This is a genomic window from Vibrio aquimaris (assembly GCF_009363415.1).
Lineage (GTDB): Bacteria > Pseudomonadota > Gammaproteobacteria > Enterobacterales > Vibrionaceae > Vibrio > Vibrio aquimaris.
Genome location: NZ_CP045350.1, coordinates 13,362 through 30,646 on the forward strand (window position 1 = coordinate 13,362; position 17,285 = coordinate 30,646).

12 protein-coding genes are annotated in these 17,285 nt (G+C 39.1%); all 12 read left to right on the forward strand.

What is annotated here, in order from left to right:
• Positions 1-61 precede the first annotated feature (61 nt).
• The 12 genes from FIV01_RS00060 to pseF all read left to right on the forward strand — a co-directional run bounded on the left by FIV01_RS00060 (position 62) and on the right by pseF (position 17,274).
• Positions 62-2,758 (forward strand): hypothetical protein, encoded by a 2,697-nt coding sequence (locus FIV01_RS00060; protein ID WP_152429193.1) that lies wholly within the window; start codon positions 62-64, stop codon positions 2,756-2,758.
• 94 nt (positions 2,759-2,852) lie between these two features.
• Positions 2,853-3,314 carry a glycerol-3-phosphate cytidylyltransferase gene (gene tagD, locus FIV01_RS00065; protein WP_152429194.1) on the forward strand — a complete coding sequence of 154 codons (462 nt, stop codon included), beginning with the start codon at positions 2,853-2,855 and terminating at the stop codon, positions 3,312-3,314.
• Between the two features lie 152 nt (positions 3,315-3,466).
• Positions 3,467-6,814 (forward strand): capsular polysaccharide export protein, LipB/KpsS family, encoded by a 3,348-nt coding sequence (locus FIV01_RS00070; RefSeq protein ID WP_172971792.1) that lies wholly within the window; start codon positions 3,467-3,469, stop codon positions 6,812-6,814.
• Positions 6,815-7,001: 187 nt separating this feature from the next.
• Positions 7,002-7,232 (forward strand): acyl carrier protein, encoded by a 231-nt coding sequence (locus tag FIV01_RS00075; RefSeq protein ID WP_152429196.1) that lies wholly within the window; start codon positions 7,002-7,004, stop codon positions 7,230-7,232.
• 12 nt (positions 7,233-7,244) lie between these two features.
• The gene (locus FIV01_RS00080) at positions 7,245-8,663 is read left to right on the forward strand and encodes an AMP-binding protein (RefSeq protein WP_152429197.1); all 1,419 of its coding nucleotides are present in this window, start codon (positions 7,245-7,247) and stop codon (positions 8,661-8,663) included.
• 9 nt (positions 8,664-8,672) lie between these two features.
• Positions 8,673-9,797 carry an iron-containing alcohol dehydrogenase gene (locus FIV01_RS00085; protein ID WP_152429198.1) on the forward strand — a complete coding sequence of 375 codons (1,125 nt, stop codon included), beginning with the start codon at positions 8,673-8,675 and terminating at the stop codon, positions 9,795-9,797.
• Positions 9,788-12,265 (forward strand): LuxE/PaaK family acyltransferase, encoded by a 2,478-nt coding sequence (locus tag FIV01_RS00090; protein WP_152429199.1) that lies wholly within the window; start codon positions 9,788-9,790, stop codon positions 12,263-12,265. Before FIV01_RS00085 ends, FIV01_RS00090 begins: the two co-directional genes overlap by 10 nt.
• The gene (locus FIV01_RS00095; protein WP_152429200.1) at positions 12,265-13,086 is read left to right on the forward strand and encodes an AAC(3) family N-acetyltransferase; all 822 of its coding nucleotides are present in this window, start codon (positions 12,265-12,267) and stop codon (positions 13,084-13,086) included. The genes FIV01_RS00090 and FIV01_RS00095 overlap by 1 nt, the downstream gene beginning before the upstream one ends.
• Before the next feature lie 12 nt (positions 13,087-13,098).
• Positions 13,099-14,394, forward strand: coding sequence for a DUF4910 domain-containing protein (locus FIV01_RS00100; RefSeq protein ID WP_152429201.1), 1,296 nt, complete (start codon positions 13,099-13,101; stop codon positions 14,392-14,394).
• 3 nt (positions 14,395-14,397) lie between these two features.
• A complete protein-coding gene (pseB, locus tag FIV01_RS00105) occupies positions 14,398-15,435 on the forward strand; it encodes a UDP-N-acetylglucosamine 4,6-dehydratase (inverting) (RefSeq protein WP_152429202.1) in 1,038 nt (345 codons plus the stop codon).
• A complete protein-coding gene (gene pseC / locus FIV01_RS00110) occupies positions 15,419-16,582 on the forward strand; it encodes a UDP-4-amino-4,6-dideoxy-N-acetyl-beta-L-altrosamine transaminase (RefSeq protein ID WP_152429203.1) in 1,164 nt (387 codons plus the stop codon). Before pseB ends, pseC begins: the two co-directional genes overlap by 17 nt.
• Complete coding sequence (gene pseF, locus FIV01_RS00115) at positions 16,582-17,274, forward strand: pseudaminic acid cytidylyltransferase (RefSeq protein WP_152429204.1); 693 nt, start codon at positions 16,582-16,584, stop codon at positions 17,272-17,274. The genes pseC and pseF overlap by 1 nt, the downstream gene beginning before the upstream one ends.
• Positions 17,275-17,285: the final 11 nt, after the last annotated feature.

Sequence of the window (17,285 nt, forward strand, 5' to 3'; positions counted from 1 at the left end):
TGATCTGGAAAATAAATGCTGTACTGTTCTAATCTATCGGAATTAAAGGTACCTGAAATAAATGAATAAATATATTCAAATAATAAATAAAAATATTGTGTCATGTGAAGTTCTATCTGCTGATTTTCGATTTCAAAGGTTACTTAACCTTAATGAGGCGAAGACTTCTTCTTTTTCTATAAATTACTTTGCTAAGAGCTTTATTGAAATTTTTTGTAACAATAAGTTGGATGGAATAAATAACCGTGCTTCTTCTATCCTTACTTCTTCTCCGAGAGCTAAAGCTGCTTTACTTAGTCAATATTTTATGGACTACCATCGTAATGACTTTGAACAAACACTAACGTCAATAAATAATGCAGTAGACTTGATCCAAATTGAATTTAATAATTATTTGAGTAAAAATAAGCTCAGTAAAAATATAAATGATATTTTTACTGAGCTAGATTTTTATTTAACACTATATTTGCAGTGTGATGTTGTTAATAAAGATTTTGCGAAAGACAATATCCCATTGAATAGCTCGAGAAATCTTATTAAAGATATTGTGTCTTGGGACCGAAAAAATAAAAAGCTACCTATTTTGTTGAAGCTACTTAGGGCAAATTTTGAGTCGCACAGCTTCAATGATTCTATATCTCTTCTAAAATTAGTCGAGTCGAAGTATTCATGCTGCTTTAAGTCTAGGCTTGCTATAATTAAAACGGCTTACAACATGCCTAAACGGGCACTTAAGCTAAGTGATGAAAATATCTTTGAAGATTACCGGACTGAATTAACATCAAATTTTCACTCCCTTGCCGAAGGTAGATTCATTGCTGATTATAATAAAATAACATGTGACACTCCCGACTTAATAGACCTACTAGCTATATATGACTTTTCTAAGTTTACCTTGAACTATGATCTGTCAAATAAGACCAAGCAATTACTAGAACAGTCCGATCTTTTTAATTCTGCTGTGGAAAATGGAAAGTATTTGAATGTTGCAATGGATTTGGGTATCAAGTCCTTTAGTGATATTTATAATAAATACTCTTTTGATGGTTCTCATGCTAATTTAATCTTCTCTGAGTTGGTTAACTCAGGTGATTTTGATGAAGCTTATAAATTATTTAAGGAGGATGAAGCTTTCTTTAGAAGCAATCTCGTTGCAGTTTTCAAATTATTGTCTAGCTTAAAGAAGTATGATGAGTTTGAAAAATTGTTAGTTGACGTTTTGAATGAAGACTTCAATTTTTCGACTTTTAATGCACCACTATTTACTAAGTTAAATACCGTTTTTGAGCTTTGGCATGATGCCAGATTTTTAAAAACATCAATATCATTTTATGATAGTTATCCACAAACGAAAGACAAAGAGAATGGAATAATTGTAACTTGCGCTCAAGGTGTAAAAGCTTTAAGGCATTTACCTATTCCTATCTTAGTTGAAATGAAGAGACGTGGTTGGAAGGTGGTACATCTTTGTAATAATTATTTTATGGAGGACTCCGGGTATTCTTCTTCAGGGGCATATGAACGGTTATTAAATAATAAGCAATCAGATTGGAATATTATTTATGAAGATGAATTAGCGGTTAAAGATAATATTAACTACTGGAAAGGTATACATGAGCATGTATCAATAGGCCTGCGAAGATATCATTTAGATTACAACACATTGCGGGTTAAGAAAGATTTTTTGTACAGAAAAAGGTCGGCTGATGCAGGTGTTGAGTCCTTAAAAGAGCTTATTTCTGAGGTGGATCCAAGTACACCAATCAGAGTATTAATGTGGGATCCGCATACAACTCCGGGGCACGCAATGAGATTGTACTGTGAAAGCCAACAGTTGCATGGCGACGTAGAGGTCATCAACTACAAAAATGGACATGAAAACTTAGGCAGTGCAAAAGAACAGCTTTACTCTCAGAAGTTATCAATAGCGAATCTTACCAGAGACAAGATTAACTTTGCTCGCTTAGGGAGCCCTAATGGCTTTGAACGTTGGTTAGAAAATCAAGATGATATAGTAGCAAACGAATTACCCATTATACATCGAGATTTGACTAAGGAGCAAACTAGTTACCTTGATGAGTTGAAGTCGTTTCGGAACTCAGGTGGCAGAGTCTATTGTCTACTGGGAAAAGTAATTTTTGACCTTTGTGAACCTCTAAAATCTGGGTTGGTTCATGAATCTATGGAAGATTGGGTTAATCATACAATTAGAACAATAGCCAATGATGAAAAAATCAAGTTAATTGTCAAACCCCACCCGCAGGAGCTGAAAAATACAATTGCTTTATTTGGTGCAGAGGGTTTAAAAGATCTAGTTAAAGAGAGCTCGGTAAATGTTGATGTGATTGAGCCAGATTTCATTGGTTTAGACGTTCTGTTGCCTCACCTAGACTTAGCAATTATGTGGTCGGGTAGTTCATGCCTAGAGCTCGCTCAAGCTAAAGTCCCTACTATATGGGTTAGTCGATACGCATACGGTGAGATGCCGATTGGCATAACTGAACCCACTGATCTTGCCGATTATGAGTCGATTTTGAAGACGGGAGTATTAGTTTCAGACCTAGACAGGCTCAAAGTACGAGCGCAAAACTTTTTTAAGTATATTAAATCAGATGATGTCGCTTACCCGTATCGATATACAAATAGACCTTTGACTAACAAGAATATATGGCCGGTAGCTTGTTATCAAGAAGACTTCGACGCTTATCGAAAAAATGGCAGAGCGGTGATAGAAAACATGTGCGATGATGTTTTTTAGTTCTAGATAGGTATACTAGGCGTTCGAGTTAGGTTAGTTAAGGCTTCTAAATGGAGGCCGTAAAATATTTATATTGTGCAATTTGGAGCTTACTTTGAAAACAGTCGTAACATACGGTACTTTTGATCTTTTTCATGTGGGGCATATTCGTCTTTTAAAGCGTTTAAGAGAGTTAGGTGACAGGTTAGTCGTAGGCTTGTCATCAGATGACTTTAACGAGTTGAAGGGCAAGAAATCGTTTTTCTCGTATGAAGAAAGGGCAGAGATCGTTGGTGCGTGTAAGTATGTCGATGAAGTTTTTCCGGAGCATAACTGGGAGCAAAAGCTTTCAGATGTAAAGAAGTACAATGTGGATATATTTGCTATGGGAGATGATTGGGAGGGAAAGTTTGATTTCCTAAAGGATCTGTGCGAAGTGGTGTACCTACCAAGAACCGAAGATATCTCGACCACCAGTATAAAGTCTACCCTTGCTTCATATGATCGACAAGAATTGGAGAAAGTTGAGCAATCTCTGCATGACGTGATCGCAGTCGTTAAGGCAATGTCAAGATGAAAATTAATCGAAAGTTTATAAGTAGAGCTGTTAGATTTACAAAGAGAAACATTAGTCGGTCTCCTTTTATAGATAGCAAACTACGCAGTATTAAATCACGAATCGATTTGTATGCTAGGCACGAGAACCAATCAGGCAATAGATTATACCCTGTGTCTGCTGAAGGTCTTATGCATTTAATGCCTAGCAAAAAGTCGTTAAGTAGATGTAATCTTAGCAAAAGTAATCTTTCCATCTCTGAAATTGAAAATGAAGAAAAGTTACGCGTTGATCACTTTGTTGAGTCTTATTCAAATCTAAATGATATAGCAAAGACGCCTACTAAAATGGTTGACGCGTTTATTTTTGTAGTCGGGAAACGTTTTTTTAAAGACAAGGTTCTTGGAGAAACTCAAGACTTACTAGCTATAGCAATTAAAGAAAATCCAAAATCAAAAGTTTACTTTCTGCCATCACAAAATGAATTAGTCAATAATTGTGCTGTTATAGAAGGGCTCCCTGAAGTTGTTATTCGCCTCCCACTGGAAACTAACGCTATAGAAGTATTGAGTAAGGTCGAAAGAGTATACACCGTTAGCAGCGCTTGGGGTTTTGATGCCTTGTTGATGGGTAAAAGAATTGATGTTTTTGGCACTCCATTTTATGCGTGCTCTGACTCAGTGAACTATCGAGGTCCCAACAATATACAAAAGGTAAACACGGCTTCAGTTATACATTACTTTTTAATTGATAGAGGGAACTACGCTAGTCCACTTAATAAAGAAAAGATACCTGCTGAGCTTGCGCTAGTTTGGTTACACTTGAAAAGGGAATATAGCTTTAATGGCTTCTTTTCTAAGGTTCAATCTTTTAAACATATTCAACTAGAGAGAGTATTCGAGCCTGTCAGTCTAGATTACATTGCTTTCATTGAAAGATTGTTAGAGTTTTGTCCAGATAAAACTTCAATCACTTACACATTGACGAAAAAAATGATCAATGGGGACATTCCTGATGGAAATGACATTGCGCTATTTGCGAATAATTATCCAGGTGGTTTGCCTGTTTTATATAATGGTTTTGAAAGCTTGCATCGAAACCTAATATCTTTCGATACAATGTGTAGCTTCATCGAAACTTTTGTTGAGACAATGAATTCTGTACAATTTTCTAGTATTGTCTCGCAAGATGTAAGGTTTAAAATTTATTCACTTTTGGCAACATCCTATCGTTTAGGACGAGGTAGGAAATATAAACACAAGCTTGAGATTTGTAGTACTGACTTAGATTATCGTGAAGTTGGCTTTAAAAACTACTGTAAAGTTATTCGGTTACTGGGGATCCAGTTTAGATATCCTGAACTGTTAGAATCACTTGGTACTTTCACATCAACTTCTAGAGCTGATTGGTTTCAAATTACCCAAGTGTTCTATAAGACTGCTTCGTACGACTCTATGCGTGTAGATAAGGATTGGTATACGCGAGTTGAAATTCAGAACTCTTTGTCTGACAAATACTTGGGTTTGGCTAGATCAGACGGTGTAAAGTGGGCCGAAGCTATTTCTTTCGCACTAAAAGAGGATGCTGTTTCATGTACCTCTTCCACTGAAGCGTACCTCTTGAACAATGTAACCAACTCCAAATTATCAAAAGTCGAGCTGCTTTTTCTACTCAAAACCTTGCTGGGTTACCATAAGTATGAGTTAGCCTTGCAGGTAATAGATTTTCATAAAGGGGTGTTGTCAAAGGATGATATTGAATCTGTTGGAATTTCCAGTGGAAAGACTTTACCAATGGAGTATATAGCTCAGAATTCTGGTATGGTGATCCCCACTAAAACTCATAATGCAATATTGACTAAGCTTCGTCACGAAGGACTGTATTCTGAAGCATTAGACTTTATTGAAAAGCAGTTTAAATTGAAGAAATACAGTATGTCTGAAAAGGCAGTTAAAAAGCATGAAAGAGATACGGAATTGTTTACCTTTTTGGCGAAAGCTAAATATCTAGCTAACTCACAGTCGGTAGAGGATTTTAAAGGTGTAGTTTTCTTAACTCACGGATTGGGACACATTCCAGTGATTGCTATCTCAACACCGGTGATACCCGAATTGAATAAAAAGGGTTATTATGTGATTAGCCTCTCTCAAGAGGCCAATATTGCAAATAAAACTGGTATTGATGAACTTGATAAATACATAGGATCATTGACAGTCAATTGTAATGATGGGCAACTATTGTTGGATTGGCATATTGACTGGGACAATCAAGTTGTTTCTTGTGGTGGTATTAATTACTATCAAGGTATATACGAACATTTGAGTATTCGTTTTAGAAGTTTCCATATTGATATTAAATCACCAGGAATAAAGCGACTATTTGATACAACTCTTCTACAATGTGACCTATCCTTACGCGTTTGCAATCAAATCAAAGCAGATACCTTTCTATCAAACAAACCTGTCGTATTTTTTGGCGGTTCGTCTCATAGAGCTCCTGGCTCAGTGTTTAGGGATTTTTCTTTGAATTCGAACACTCCCAACTTCTTCTTTTCCGCGTACAATATTGGATATGAAAAGTATTACTTAGGAAAGTCGAATAAGTTTTCTTCGACTCTTACTGTATTGGATATGACAGTTAATAAGAACTGCAGAGCAGGCTTTCTGGCGATTCCAAGCCAGTTTGATGAATGGATGAATAATCAGGATAACATTCTTCAAGCCAAGCAAAGTGTATCTAAGTTAATTCAAATGCAGCGTGGGATTGAAAGCGAAGGTAGAGTTTACTCTTCTACAGAAAAAATCCTGGAAGCAAGAGCTAAGGGAAAGAAAGTCATATGTTGTTTTGGTAAGCTGCTTTTCGATTTAGCGGTGCCTTATGACGGCGGCCCTGCTCACGAAAATATTGCCGATTGGATATCCCATACTTATGATCTAGTGTCCAATAACCCTAATATTCTTTTGTTGGTGAAGCCCCACCCGGGAGAAGTCGTTCCGGAAAACTCCCTAGATATTCAAGAATACTTTAGAGACCTTTTACCGCGAGATTTATCAAGCAACGTTATATTCTTAGGCCACAACGAGTATAAAGTGCCCGAGTTAGCACCTTTGCTAGACTTGGCTATTCTATACAATGGTACATCTGCTTTAGAATTATCAATTCTAGGTGTACCGGTTATGATGACTAGTCACTTTGGTAAGCATGACTACCCTATCGATTTACTGTACCCTGACTCTCGGTTAGGGTATGAGGTTTTTGTCAATAGTCTAGACTACGGTGTTCCTAATGAGTCACTTAAAGAAAGAGCAGCCGGCTTACTTTATTACATGGGTACAGATAATGTATCTTTGCTTAACAATTACTCGTTAAGAGCCGCGACAAACGATTATACAGGCACACCAAAGTGGAGTGATGAAAAAATAGACAAGTATGTGCGTGATGGAATTGATCTGCATATGGAGAAAGCAGCATCGAAGGCTTTAGAAGGGGCAACTGCGTACTTAACGGGCGATACTTGCTAAGATACGATTTAGGGTTGTGATAGTGCTTGTTTCCCTTAACGGTGCTTGTGTGTAAATGTAAGACCAACGGCAAATCTGGTTTGACATCGTTGCTCAAACTAAGATCAAAGCGTCGTATGAGCACTTAATTTTAGGTATAGTGAATATGGGCTAAAAATTTTAGCCCCAATTAATATATAGGTTATTTATGAACATTTCAAAAGAATCAATTAAAAAATTAGTTGCAGATGTACTAGGCGTATCTTTGGACAAAATCGATGATGAGTTGGCAGTCGGTGATATTCCTGAATGGGATTCGCTAGCACACATGAGAATTTTTGCATCTTTAGAGTCGGAGTTAGGAGTGGTACTTGATATCGAACAGACGCTAGATGTCGAAGATGTGGAAGATATCGTCGACGCAGTGCTTAGCAAGTAAGTAGCTATTGACATGTCTATTATTACCAGGATTCTGGATCACTCTAGCTCTAAGCCCCTTCACGTCGCTATACAAGAAAAAGATGTTTCGATCACTTATGAGCAGCTTGCTAGTGATATTAGGAGGGTGTCGAACTCAATGAAGCTAACGGTTGGCGTTGGTGAGTTTGTCATCATCCATGCCTCAAATAGTTATGAATTTATCCTAACTTATTTCTCGGTGCATTATACCGGAGCTAAGGCTGTTATCATCGCAAGTGATAGCGAAAAAAACTACAAAGAGTTTGTGGTAAATACTGTTAAACCAAAACTAGTGGTCTGCGACTGTAAGAGTTATGTGAATAACATTGTGCAGTCAAATGAGAGTAACGCGTGTTTGGCTCAAGAGAGTGAACATGCAGACTTGATGTTCACCAGTGGTACTACGGGTGAACCTAAAGGTGTGCCTTTAACTCATGCTCAGCTGACAGCGGCCACTGAGCATATCGTTGAGCAAGTGGGAAATACTGGTAATGATGTAGAGTTATTGTTGATGCCATTAAGTCACTCATTTGGAATGGCTAGAATGAGGTCAACTTTATTTGTTGGGGGCACTTTGGTTATTGGGTACCCTTTGCAACGATTAAAAGGAGTCTTCAAGGCGATCGAAGAACATAGTGTAACGGGCTTTGGCATAGTTCCATCGGCATGGTCATTTATTACTCAGATGTCAAAGGATATGATTGCAAAATATGCATCTCGGCTAAGATACATTGAGTTAGGTAGCGCATATTTGGCTCCCGAAGAAAAGCGACGATTGACTGAATGGTTCCCGGATACGAACATTGTTATGCACTATGGTTTAACCGAAGTTTCTAGGGCAATATTTACTTGCTTTCACACCGATGACCTCGAAGCGATCGGCAAAGTTTCGAGAGGGGCTAAGTTCATAATAATAAAAGAAGATGGCTCTAAAGCTGAAGAGGGTGAAGAAGGAGAAATTGCATTTCTCGCCCCTTGGATGGCCAGCGAGTACTATAACAACCCTTTGCTAACATCAAAAAGCTACTTTGAAGGTTACCTTCTTACGGGTGACTTGGGTAAATATCAAGGAGAGTACTTATATCTGACAGGCCGCCTAAAAGAAGTTATCAATGTTGGTGGTAAAAAAGTAAGTCCTTATCAAGTAGAAGATGTACTAAATCAATGTGATGGTATTTTGGAGTCTGCATGCATACCATTTTCTGATAAAAACATGGGTGAAGTCGTGCAAGCTTACGTAGTGCTTGAACCGGAAAATACAGCAGAGTTTTCTGAAATAGTTGGAAACCTTAAGCAATACGCAGCTGAGCATTTACCTGTGCATATGAGACCCCAGAAGTTTCATAAGATTAACAGTTTGCCTAAGACTCCCCTAGGCAAACTTCAACGCCTTAAACTGGCTTCAATGTAAGAGATACTCATGCTTAAACTTCGATTTCCTTTACCGGTATTTCGTAACGCTAATGAAATAGCAAACGGAAAAAATGCTCGTATGGCATTAAAAGGCATAATAGCTAATCGCGTAGCACTGGTTATTAGCCCTTCATTCAAAAGCTCTCAATACTATGAACAGGTGCATCGTTTGATCAACGCTCAAAGTGTTCGAGTTATTGAAAAGTCTTGGGGGGGAGAGCCTAGTGTAGAAGAGCTGTCTAGGGTGATTGGAGAACTCGAAGCGTTTCAGCCCGATTACATTGTTGCTTTAGGCGGTGGTTCTATTATCGATGGAACCAAACTGGCTTGGCTGTTTTACGAACACCCCACTCTAGGCTCCGATGTTCTCTACCGACCATTTTCATTGCCCCCCTTGCGTGGAAGGGCAAAGTTTGCCGCTATACCTACTACGCTTGGAGCTGGTTCTGAGGTATCTTCAGCAGCGGTCATGCTTGATCATCAAACACAGAGCAAAAAAGCTGTGGTTACTCACGATTTCCTGCCAGATTTGGTAATTCTTGATCCAGACTTGGTCACTGAAGTGCCACTGGATGTACTGAAAACCACAGTAACAGATACCCTTGCTCATGCTATTGAAGGATACGTGTCTCTTATTGACCATCCATTAATGAATACGTTTGCTGAGCAAGCACTATCTATCGTTTATCGTTATCGCTTCAAGTTCTCTGATGAGAGCTGGAAAGTTGAAATGTTATCAGAGTTGCAGTATGCAGCTATGCTGGCAGGTTGGGTTCAAAATCATTGTATCGTAGGTCTTTCTCATGCTATCGCCCACCAACTAGGCTCATTTGACATTGGCCATGGATTAGCAAATGGGTTACTAATGCCTGCAGTAATTGATTTTAACTATCGCGATGAGTCAGTTGCAAACAAGTACGCTCAGCTGATTCAGAACGCTGGAGTACCAAGTAAAGAAGAGCTTGTCGGTTTGTTTGAGATTCTTGTTGGTGGCCAGAAAACAAACAGAATGTTTACTGAAAAGCAACTTGATGTAATTGCTAAAAATGCTTTGCTTGATCCAGCGGCAAAATCCAACCCGGTTCGATTTAATGAAGATGATGTGAAAGAGATAGTCAAGCAATGTCTGTAAACCTGAGCAATCTAACTAGCGTCCTTGATGCGCGTCCTTTTGAGTTGTCAGAAACGCAAAAGTTACCACTGTTTATCGACAACTTACTTGAAGAGTTGGTACATCATTATCACAACAATGATATGTACCGGAAGTTCTGCCATAAGAATCAGTTTGATCCAAACAATTTTGAAGGTGAACTGTCAGATATTCCAGCTATTCCTGTACACATATTCAAAGCACTTGGAAACAAGCTCTCTTCTGTTGAAGAAAAGGAGATTAAGACCAAGTTACAATCATCTGCAACTAGCGGAGTACCAAGCACTGTCCTTCTAGATAAATTAACAGCACGACGCCAAACTCGTGCTATGGCGAGGGTAATGCAACAAGTGCTTGGCCCTAAACGTCGTCCTTTCTGTATTATGGACATAGATCCAACAAGTCCAAATGCGAGTAATCTAGGTGCAAGGGTGGCTGCAGTGAAGGGATACCTGAATTTTGCCTCATCCTCTCATTACTTTATCGATGCGCAAAGCGCTAGCTCGCCATTAGAATTCCTGGAGCAGCGGTTCGTCGATCATCTTAATGCGCTAGAGAATGATGAGCCTTTGGTTATCTTTGGTTTTACATTTGTTCTTTATTCAACTGTGTTCAAAACATTGAAGCAAAGGAATATCTCCTTTAATCTTCCTAAGGGTTCCCAAGTCATTCATATCGGTGGCTGGAAGAAGCTAGAGTCGGAAAAAGTTGACAAAAATACTTTTAACCAAGATATCGCGTCAGTGTTAGGGATTTCACCTGATAACGTCATTGATATTTATGGGTTTACAGAGCAGATGGGGCTTAACTACCCCGACTGTAAGGCGGGTTGGAAACACATACATGCATACTCAGATGTAATAGTACGAGATGAATCCGATCTATCTGTTTGTGAAACTGGAAAAGTGGGACTCTTAGAGTTTTTGAGTCCTTTGCAACATTCTTATCCAGGTAATGTAGTCTTGACTGATGACTTGGGCGTTATTGAAGATTCTGTCTGTGAGTGTGGTCAAGTTGGTAAACGTTTTAAGGTGATTGGTCGAGCCAAAAAAGCTGAAGTTCGCGGGTGTGGGGATGTTATGTCTGAGAAGGTCGTTAAGAAGCCTTCGACTAGAATCGCGGGAGAATTAGAGGAGCAAATGGTTATTTATCATTCATCTGTTACTCTTGATGAGTCTTTACCAGCATCACAGCAATTAACTATTATTTTTGATTCGCTTAAGGAAAAGCAAAAATGGTTAGCAAAACAGCCGGTTGAATCGATTCTGGGTTTGTTTAACGAGGCACGTAAAACTTGGGCTGAGACACCAGAATTGGATCCTTATCGCCACACTGGTTTGAATTTCTTGGCACAGTGGTGTGAACCAAACCGTGTACGGAGTTTACTTGACTCTGCTTTACATGGTCACCGGGCTCATCTAGATAGCTTTTTGCCTCGTTCAGATATAAGCCACAGCTCACTGAAAGCCATGCCTCGGGGAATTGTTTCTCACTGGCTATCCGGTAACGTTCCTCTTTTAGGTATGTTTGCATTGCTGCAAAGTATCCTAACTAAGAACGCGAACATCCTCAAAGTTTCAGCAAGTGAGTCTCAAGCCCTACCGGTTTTGCTCGATACGTTTAAGGGTATTCAATATACTACGCCAGGTGGTCATACTATTAGTGGTGACGACCTATTGGAATCTATAGCTGTAGTTTATTTTGACCGTCATCAAACTAAGCTAGCAGAGAAGTTCTCAGCAAATGCAGATGTACGTATCGCATGGGGAGGGCGTGAGGCTATTGAATCAGTTAGCGCTTTACCTAAGAAGTATACTAGTCAAGACATCCTTTTCGGCCCTAAGTTATCTATGATGGTTGTAGGTAAAGATGCTTTAGATTCAGAGAAAGTAATACGTAAGCTGATACGACGTGCAGCTACAGATTCGAGTGTCTTTGACCAGTTTGCCTGTGCATCACCGCATACAATCTTTGTGGAAAAAGGTGGATTAATTTCCCCTAAAGAGTTTGCTGAAAAGCTTGCGGCTGCGATGGACAAGGCTCTAGTACGCTTGCCTACCCAAGTACCAGATATAGGTCAAACTAACAAAATTCGTTCTAAAATTGCCGAATATGGCTTCATTGGTGAGTCATGGCATGATAGACACCTAAGATGGACGGTGCTTTTCGATGAAGGAGCTGAGTTAGTTGAACCAACTTACCAACGAGTTATTACTGTAAAGGCGGTGGACGATGTGTTTGATGTTGTGGATTGCGTGCATGAAGATATTCAAACTGTTGGTTTAGCTATGACTGGCGAAAAGCGACTTCAATTTGCAAATGACCTAATGTTAAAAGGTGCGATGCGCTGCCCCGACGTGGGTTACATGACACACTTTGACTCTCCTTGGGATGGTCTTTTTGCTATTGATCGCCTAGTTCGCTGGGTTACTTTAGGGGGGCCAATGTAATGAGAAATGTAAATTGGGCAGTAAATCAAGCTGAGTTGCGAAAAGCTATTTCTGATATGGGAATCAACTCTTTGCTGGTTCACTCTGATTCATTTAAAGCACTGCGATATATTGATTTTGATCAGGACGTGGCTCTTAACATGCAGAAGCATGTGGACTTTTTGTTTTCTTTGTGCGACTCAGTTCACCTTCCTAGCTTCAATTATAATTTCCCTAGAACGCGTATCTTTAATTATGACTCGTTTGATGTTCAAGTAGGAGCTATTCCAACGTTCTATTTAGAAACAAATGATTGTAATAGAACCTTTGACCCAATGTTTTCAGTCATTCAAGAGAGAGGTGATACGTCTTTTACGAGCTTTCGCTCCCAAGTAACTTCATTCGAACAAGATGGTTATTTTTCTAGATATAGAAATGAAGGAAGTGGCTTTTTGTTATATGGTTCAACAATTGCCTATCTAACGTTTATTCATTATTTGGAAGCATGTATGGAAGTTGCTTATCGCTACGACAAGTCTTTTTTTGGTCATGCGGTTATTGGTCAAGAAAAGCTAGATTTTGAATTTAAAAGTCATTTTCGACCTCTTGGTAATCATATGGATTATGATTGGAAAAAAATAGCAAATGATTTAGTTGAGGCTGAAGTCATGGTGTCACTAAACAAATACTGCCATATAATAGATGCCCATAAAATGTTCTTCTTTTGGCAAGACAAATTGAAAAATAATGGGTTGTATTTCCTTGATGATGAGTCTTTGGATTGGGTGGAACCTAAGCTAAATGAGCTAGGGCGTAGATTTTTGATATCGGATTTTGAATAAAATAGGTTAGTTATGTCTTCAATCAAAGTTGGTAGCGAGATGCATGAGCTTGGGAAACGTTTGTTTCCTATTAACAGAAGTTTAACCGGTGCAGGGGTACGAGAAACATTAAGCATTCTTAAAGAAGAATTACCAGCCCTTGAGGTGTTGTCTGTGCCATCTGGCACACAGGTTTTTGATTGGGTTGTTCCCAATGAATGGACGATACATGACGCATATGTCCTAAATAGCCAAGGTGAGCGAGTAATAGATTTTCAAGCAAACAACCTACATGTTGTTGGATACTCTGTACCAATAAAAGAGACTTTTTCTAGAGAAGAACTATTTAAGAAGCTGTATACATTACCAGAGCAACCGGATGCAATTCCATATATAACATCATATTATTCTGAAAATTGGGGTTTTTGTACATCTGAAAACCATAAAAATACACTACCAGATGATACTTATGAAGTAGTAATTGATTCTGAGCTGAAACCTGGATGTTTAAACTATGCAGAACTAATAATACCAGGGGAAAGTGATAAAGAAGTATTTATTTCGACATACATATGTCACCCATCTATGGCTAATAATGAACTGTCAGGCCCTTTAGTTACTACTTATATAGCAAAATGGTTAATGCAACAAGATTCGTTAAAGTACACCTATCGAATTGTTTTTATTCCAGAAACTATAGGCTCAGTCGTTTACTTAAGTAAACATCATGAACACTTAAAGAATAACGTCGTAGCCGGCTTCAATGTTACTTGTATTGGTGACGATAAAACATATTCATATTTACCTTCACGAACCGGAAATACTCTTTCTGATAAAGCTGCTACTCATACTCTTCGACATTTGTACCCTGATTATAAGTCATATTCTTGGCTAGATCGTGGCAGTGATGAACGGCAGTATTGTGCGCCAGGAATTGATTTACCGATCGCAACTATTATGCGTTCGAAGTATGGAGAGTATCCTGAATACCACACTTCGCTTGATGACTTAACTTTCGTGACCCCCTCTGGCCTTGAAGGAGGGTATATAGCCTTGCGTAATGCAATATACATTGTAGAGAAAGACTTTATCCCTAAAATGACAGTGTTATGTGAGCCACAGCTTGGAAAGCGAGGTCTGTACCCAAACACAAGCTCAAAGGACACCAAGTCTAAAGTGGCTGCGATGATGGATATGATATCATATTGCGATGGTAGTATGTCACTGTTAGAAATCGCGAATAAAATAGATCAGCCGTTTAGTAAACTGTACCCAATCTGTGAGCAGTTTATCGAAGCTGGGCTAATTGAGATTTTTAAAGAGAAATAATAAATGTTAAATAACAAAACGGTACTTATCACTGGCGGCACTGGTTCATTCGGTAAGCAATTTATTAAGACAATTCTAGAACGTTATCAAGACGTAAAGAAGATTATAATTTATTCGCGAGATGAGCTTAAGCAGTTTGAAATTAAACAGCAATATCCGCATATAGATTTCCCTCAATTACGTTTTTTCATCGGAGATGTACGAGATCGAAATCGTATGGTTCAAGCATGTGAAGGTGTTGATGTTATTATTCATGCTGCGGCTATTAAACAAGTGGACACCGCTGAATATAACCCAACGGAGTGTATTCGTACGAACGTAGATGGTGCTGAAAACGTCATTAATGCAGCATTGCAATGTGGGGTGAAAGATGTTGTAGCGCTTTCAACAGACAAAGCATGTGCGCCGATTAACTTATACGGTGCAACAAAATTAGCTTCTGATAAGTTGTTTACAGCTGCAAATAATATCAAGGGCTCTAAAGATATCCGTTTCAGTGTTGTACGCTACGGTAATGTTATGGGCTCACGAGGCTCTGTTATTCCATTTTTCTTGAGTAAACGCAATGACGGTGTACTGCCCATTACTCATGAAGAAATGACGCGCTTTAATATATCACTTCAGGACGGTGTGAATATGGTGATGTATGCTTTAGAACATCACCTAGGCGGCGAGATTTTTGTACCTAAGATTCCATCTTACAAAATTTTAGATATTGCTAAGGCAGTTGCGCCAGAATGTGAAATTAAAGTTATTGGTATTCGTCCTGGTGAAAAACTGCATGAAGAGATGATCACGGATACAGACTCTCTAAACACTATTGATTTAGGTAAGTACTACGCAATTTTACCTTCTGTATCATTTACATATGAAGAGAATGAATATCTAAAACATCACAAGGCGGAAAAAGTACCGTTTGGATTTAAGTACAACTCAGGTACAAACACTGAGTGGGAAAGTATAGAAGGTCTGCGTGAACTTATTAAAGAGCATGTAGATCCAAACTTTACAGTGTGGAGAAGTTATGATTCCATACGGTAAACAGGATATTAGCCAGCAAGATATTGACACTGTAGTTGATGTTTTGAACTCGGATTTTTTAACACAGGGGCCTCAAGTCCCTGCTTTCGAGTTTGCGCTTAAAGAGCACACAGGTGCTCAATATGCGTTAGCTATGAATAGTGCTACCTCAGCATTACATGTAGCTTGTCTTGCACTTGATTTAGGTGCTGATGATTGGCTCTGGACATCTCCAATTACTTTTGTAGCATCAGCAAACTGCGGTTTGTACTGTGGTGCTCAGGTAGACTTTGTTGATATTGATCCTGAAACATACAATATGTGTCCTAATCGGCTTGAAGAAAAGCTAATAAATGCCAAAGCTGAGGGTAAACTGCCTAAAATCGTTGTGCCTGTTCACTTATGTGGCCAACCTTGTGATATGGCTGCAATAGGTAAATTAGCACAAGAATATGATTTCAAAGTTATTGAAGATGCATCGCACGCCATTGGTGGCCGATATCACGACAAACCGATAGGAAATTGCGAGTATTCGGACATTACGGTATTCAGTTTTCACCCTGTGAAGATTGTTACTACTGCTGAGGGTGGCGCTGCGTTGACTAATCAAAAAGAGCTGTCTGACAAAATGGCTCTTTTGCGCAGTCACGGTATTACACGTGACCCTGAGTTGATGTGTGGGGAATCTGACGGTGGCTGGTACTACCAACAAATTGCTCTTGGTTTTAACTATCGAATGACAGAACTGCAGGCTGCTCTGGGTGTTAGCCAGATGAAGCGTCTCGACGAATTTGTTTTAGCTCGTCATCGGTTGTCCAAACGTTATAACGACAAATTGGCTCATTTGCCTTTAGTATTACCATATCAGTTACCAAATACATATTCTGGTTTACATCTATTTGTCATCCGCTTACGTCTGGATGAAATTGATTTAACACATAGCCAAGTGTTTGATGCTTTGCGTGAGCGCGGTATTGGAGTCAACCTTCACTATATACCTGTACATACTCAGCCTTACTATCAGGACAAGGGATTCTCAGATGGGGACTTTCCTGAGTCAGAGCGTTACTACCGGGAAGCAATTTCTCTTCCTATGTATCATGGAATGAGCGAAGAGCAACAAGACATAGTGGTCCAAACTTTAACTGATATTTTAAAGGGACGTTAATGAGGATTGCCATTATTCCAGCTCGAGGTGGTAGTAAGCGAATCCCGAGAAAGAACATCAAAGCGTTTCATGGTAAGCCTATGATAGCTTATTCAATTGAAGCTGCTATTTCATCAAAGTGTTTTGATAAAGTGATCGTTTCTACTGATGATGCTGAAATAGCTGAAGTCGCATGTAAATATGGTGCGGAAGTTCCATTTTTACGTCCGACTGCTATTTCCGATGATTATGCGTCGACCATGGATGTTATGGAACATGCTATTCTCTGGTGTAAAAATCAAGGGTACAAAATTGATGCAGTATGCTGCTTATATGCAACGGCGCCTTTTGTTTTACCAGAAGATTTACAGCTAGGGTACCAATTATTGAAGGAAGCAAACGTCCAGTTTACCTTCAGCGCGACTTCATTCCCATTCCCAATCCAACGAGCAATCAAGCTTGATTCACTAGGCTCAGTCTCAATGTTTTCACCAGAAAATGAACATGTGAGGTCACAAGATCTAGAAGAAGCCTATCATGATGCTGGGCAGTTTTATTGGGGGAAAACGGATGCTTTTCTGAGTAAGTTGTCTATTTTCTCCCCTCATTCTAAGGCTGTGCTTTTACCTAGAAGTCGAGTGCAGGATATTGATACCCCTGAAGATTGGGACTTGGCTGAAGCCCTATTTTCAGCAATAAAGCTGATGAAATAACAAAGTTAGGT

What these genes read in the sequence shown, in the direction of transcription:
- FIV01_RS00060 (WP_152429193.1), top strand. Translation starts at nt 62, where the DNA reads ATGAATAAATATATTCAAATAATAAATAAAAATATTGTGTCATGTGAA.
- FIV01_RS00100 (WP_152429201.1), top strand. Translation starts at nt 13,099, where the DNA reads ATGTCTTCAATCAAAGTTGGTAGCGAGATGCATGAGCTTGGGAAACGT.
- FIV01_RS00085 (WP_152429198.1), top strand. Translation starts at nt 8,673, where the DNA reads ATGCTTAAACTTCGATTTCCTTTACCGGTATTTCGTAACGCTAATGAA.
- pseB (WP_152429202.1), top strand. Translation starts at nt 14,398, where the DNA reads ATGTTAAATAACAAAACGGTACTTATCACTGGCGGCACTGGTTCATTC.
- pseC (WP_152429203.1), top strand. Translation starts at nt 15,419, where the DNA reads ATGATTCCATACGGTAAACAGGATATTAGCCAGCAAGATATTGACACT.
- pseF (WP_152429204.1), top strand. Translation starts at nt 16,582, where the DNA reads ATGAGGATTGCCATTATTCCAGCTCGAGGTGGTAGTAAGCGAATCCCG.
- FIV01_RS00080 (WP_152429197.1), top strand. Translation starts at nt 7,245, where the DNA reads ATGTCTATTATTACCAGGATTCTGGATCACTCTAGCTCTAAGCCCCTT.
- FIV01_RS00090 (WP_152429199.1), top strand. Translation starts at nt 9,788, where the DNA reads ATGTCTGTAAACCTGAGCAATCTAACTAGCGTCCTTGATGCGCGTCCT.
- FIV01_RS00095 (WP_152429200.1), top strand. Translation starts at nt 12,265, where the DNA reads ATGAGAAATGTAAATTGGGCAGTAAATCAAGCTGAGTTGCGAAAAGCT.
- FIV01_RS00075 (WP_152429196.1), top strand. Translation starts at nt 7,002, where the DNA reads ATGAACATTTCAAAAGAATCAATTAAAAAATTAGTTGCAGATGTACTA.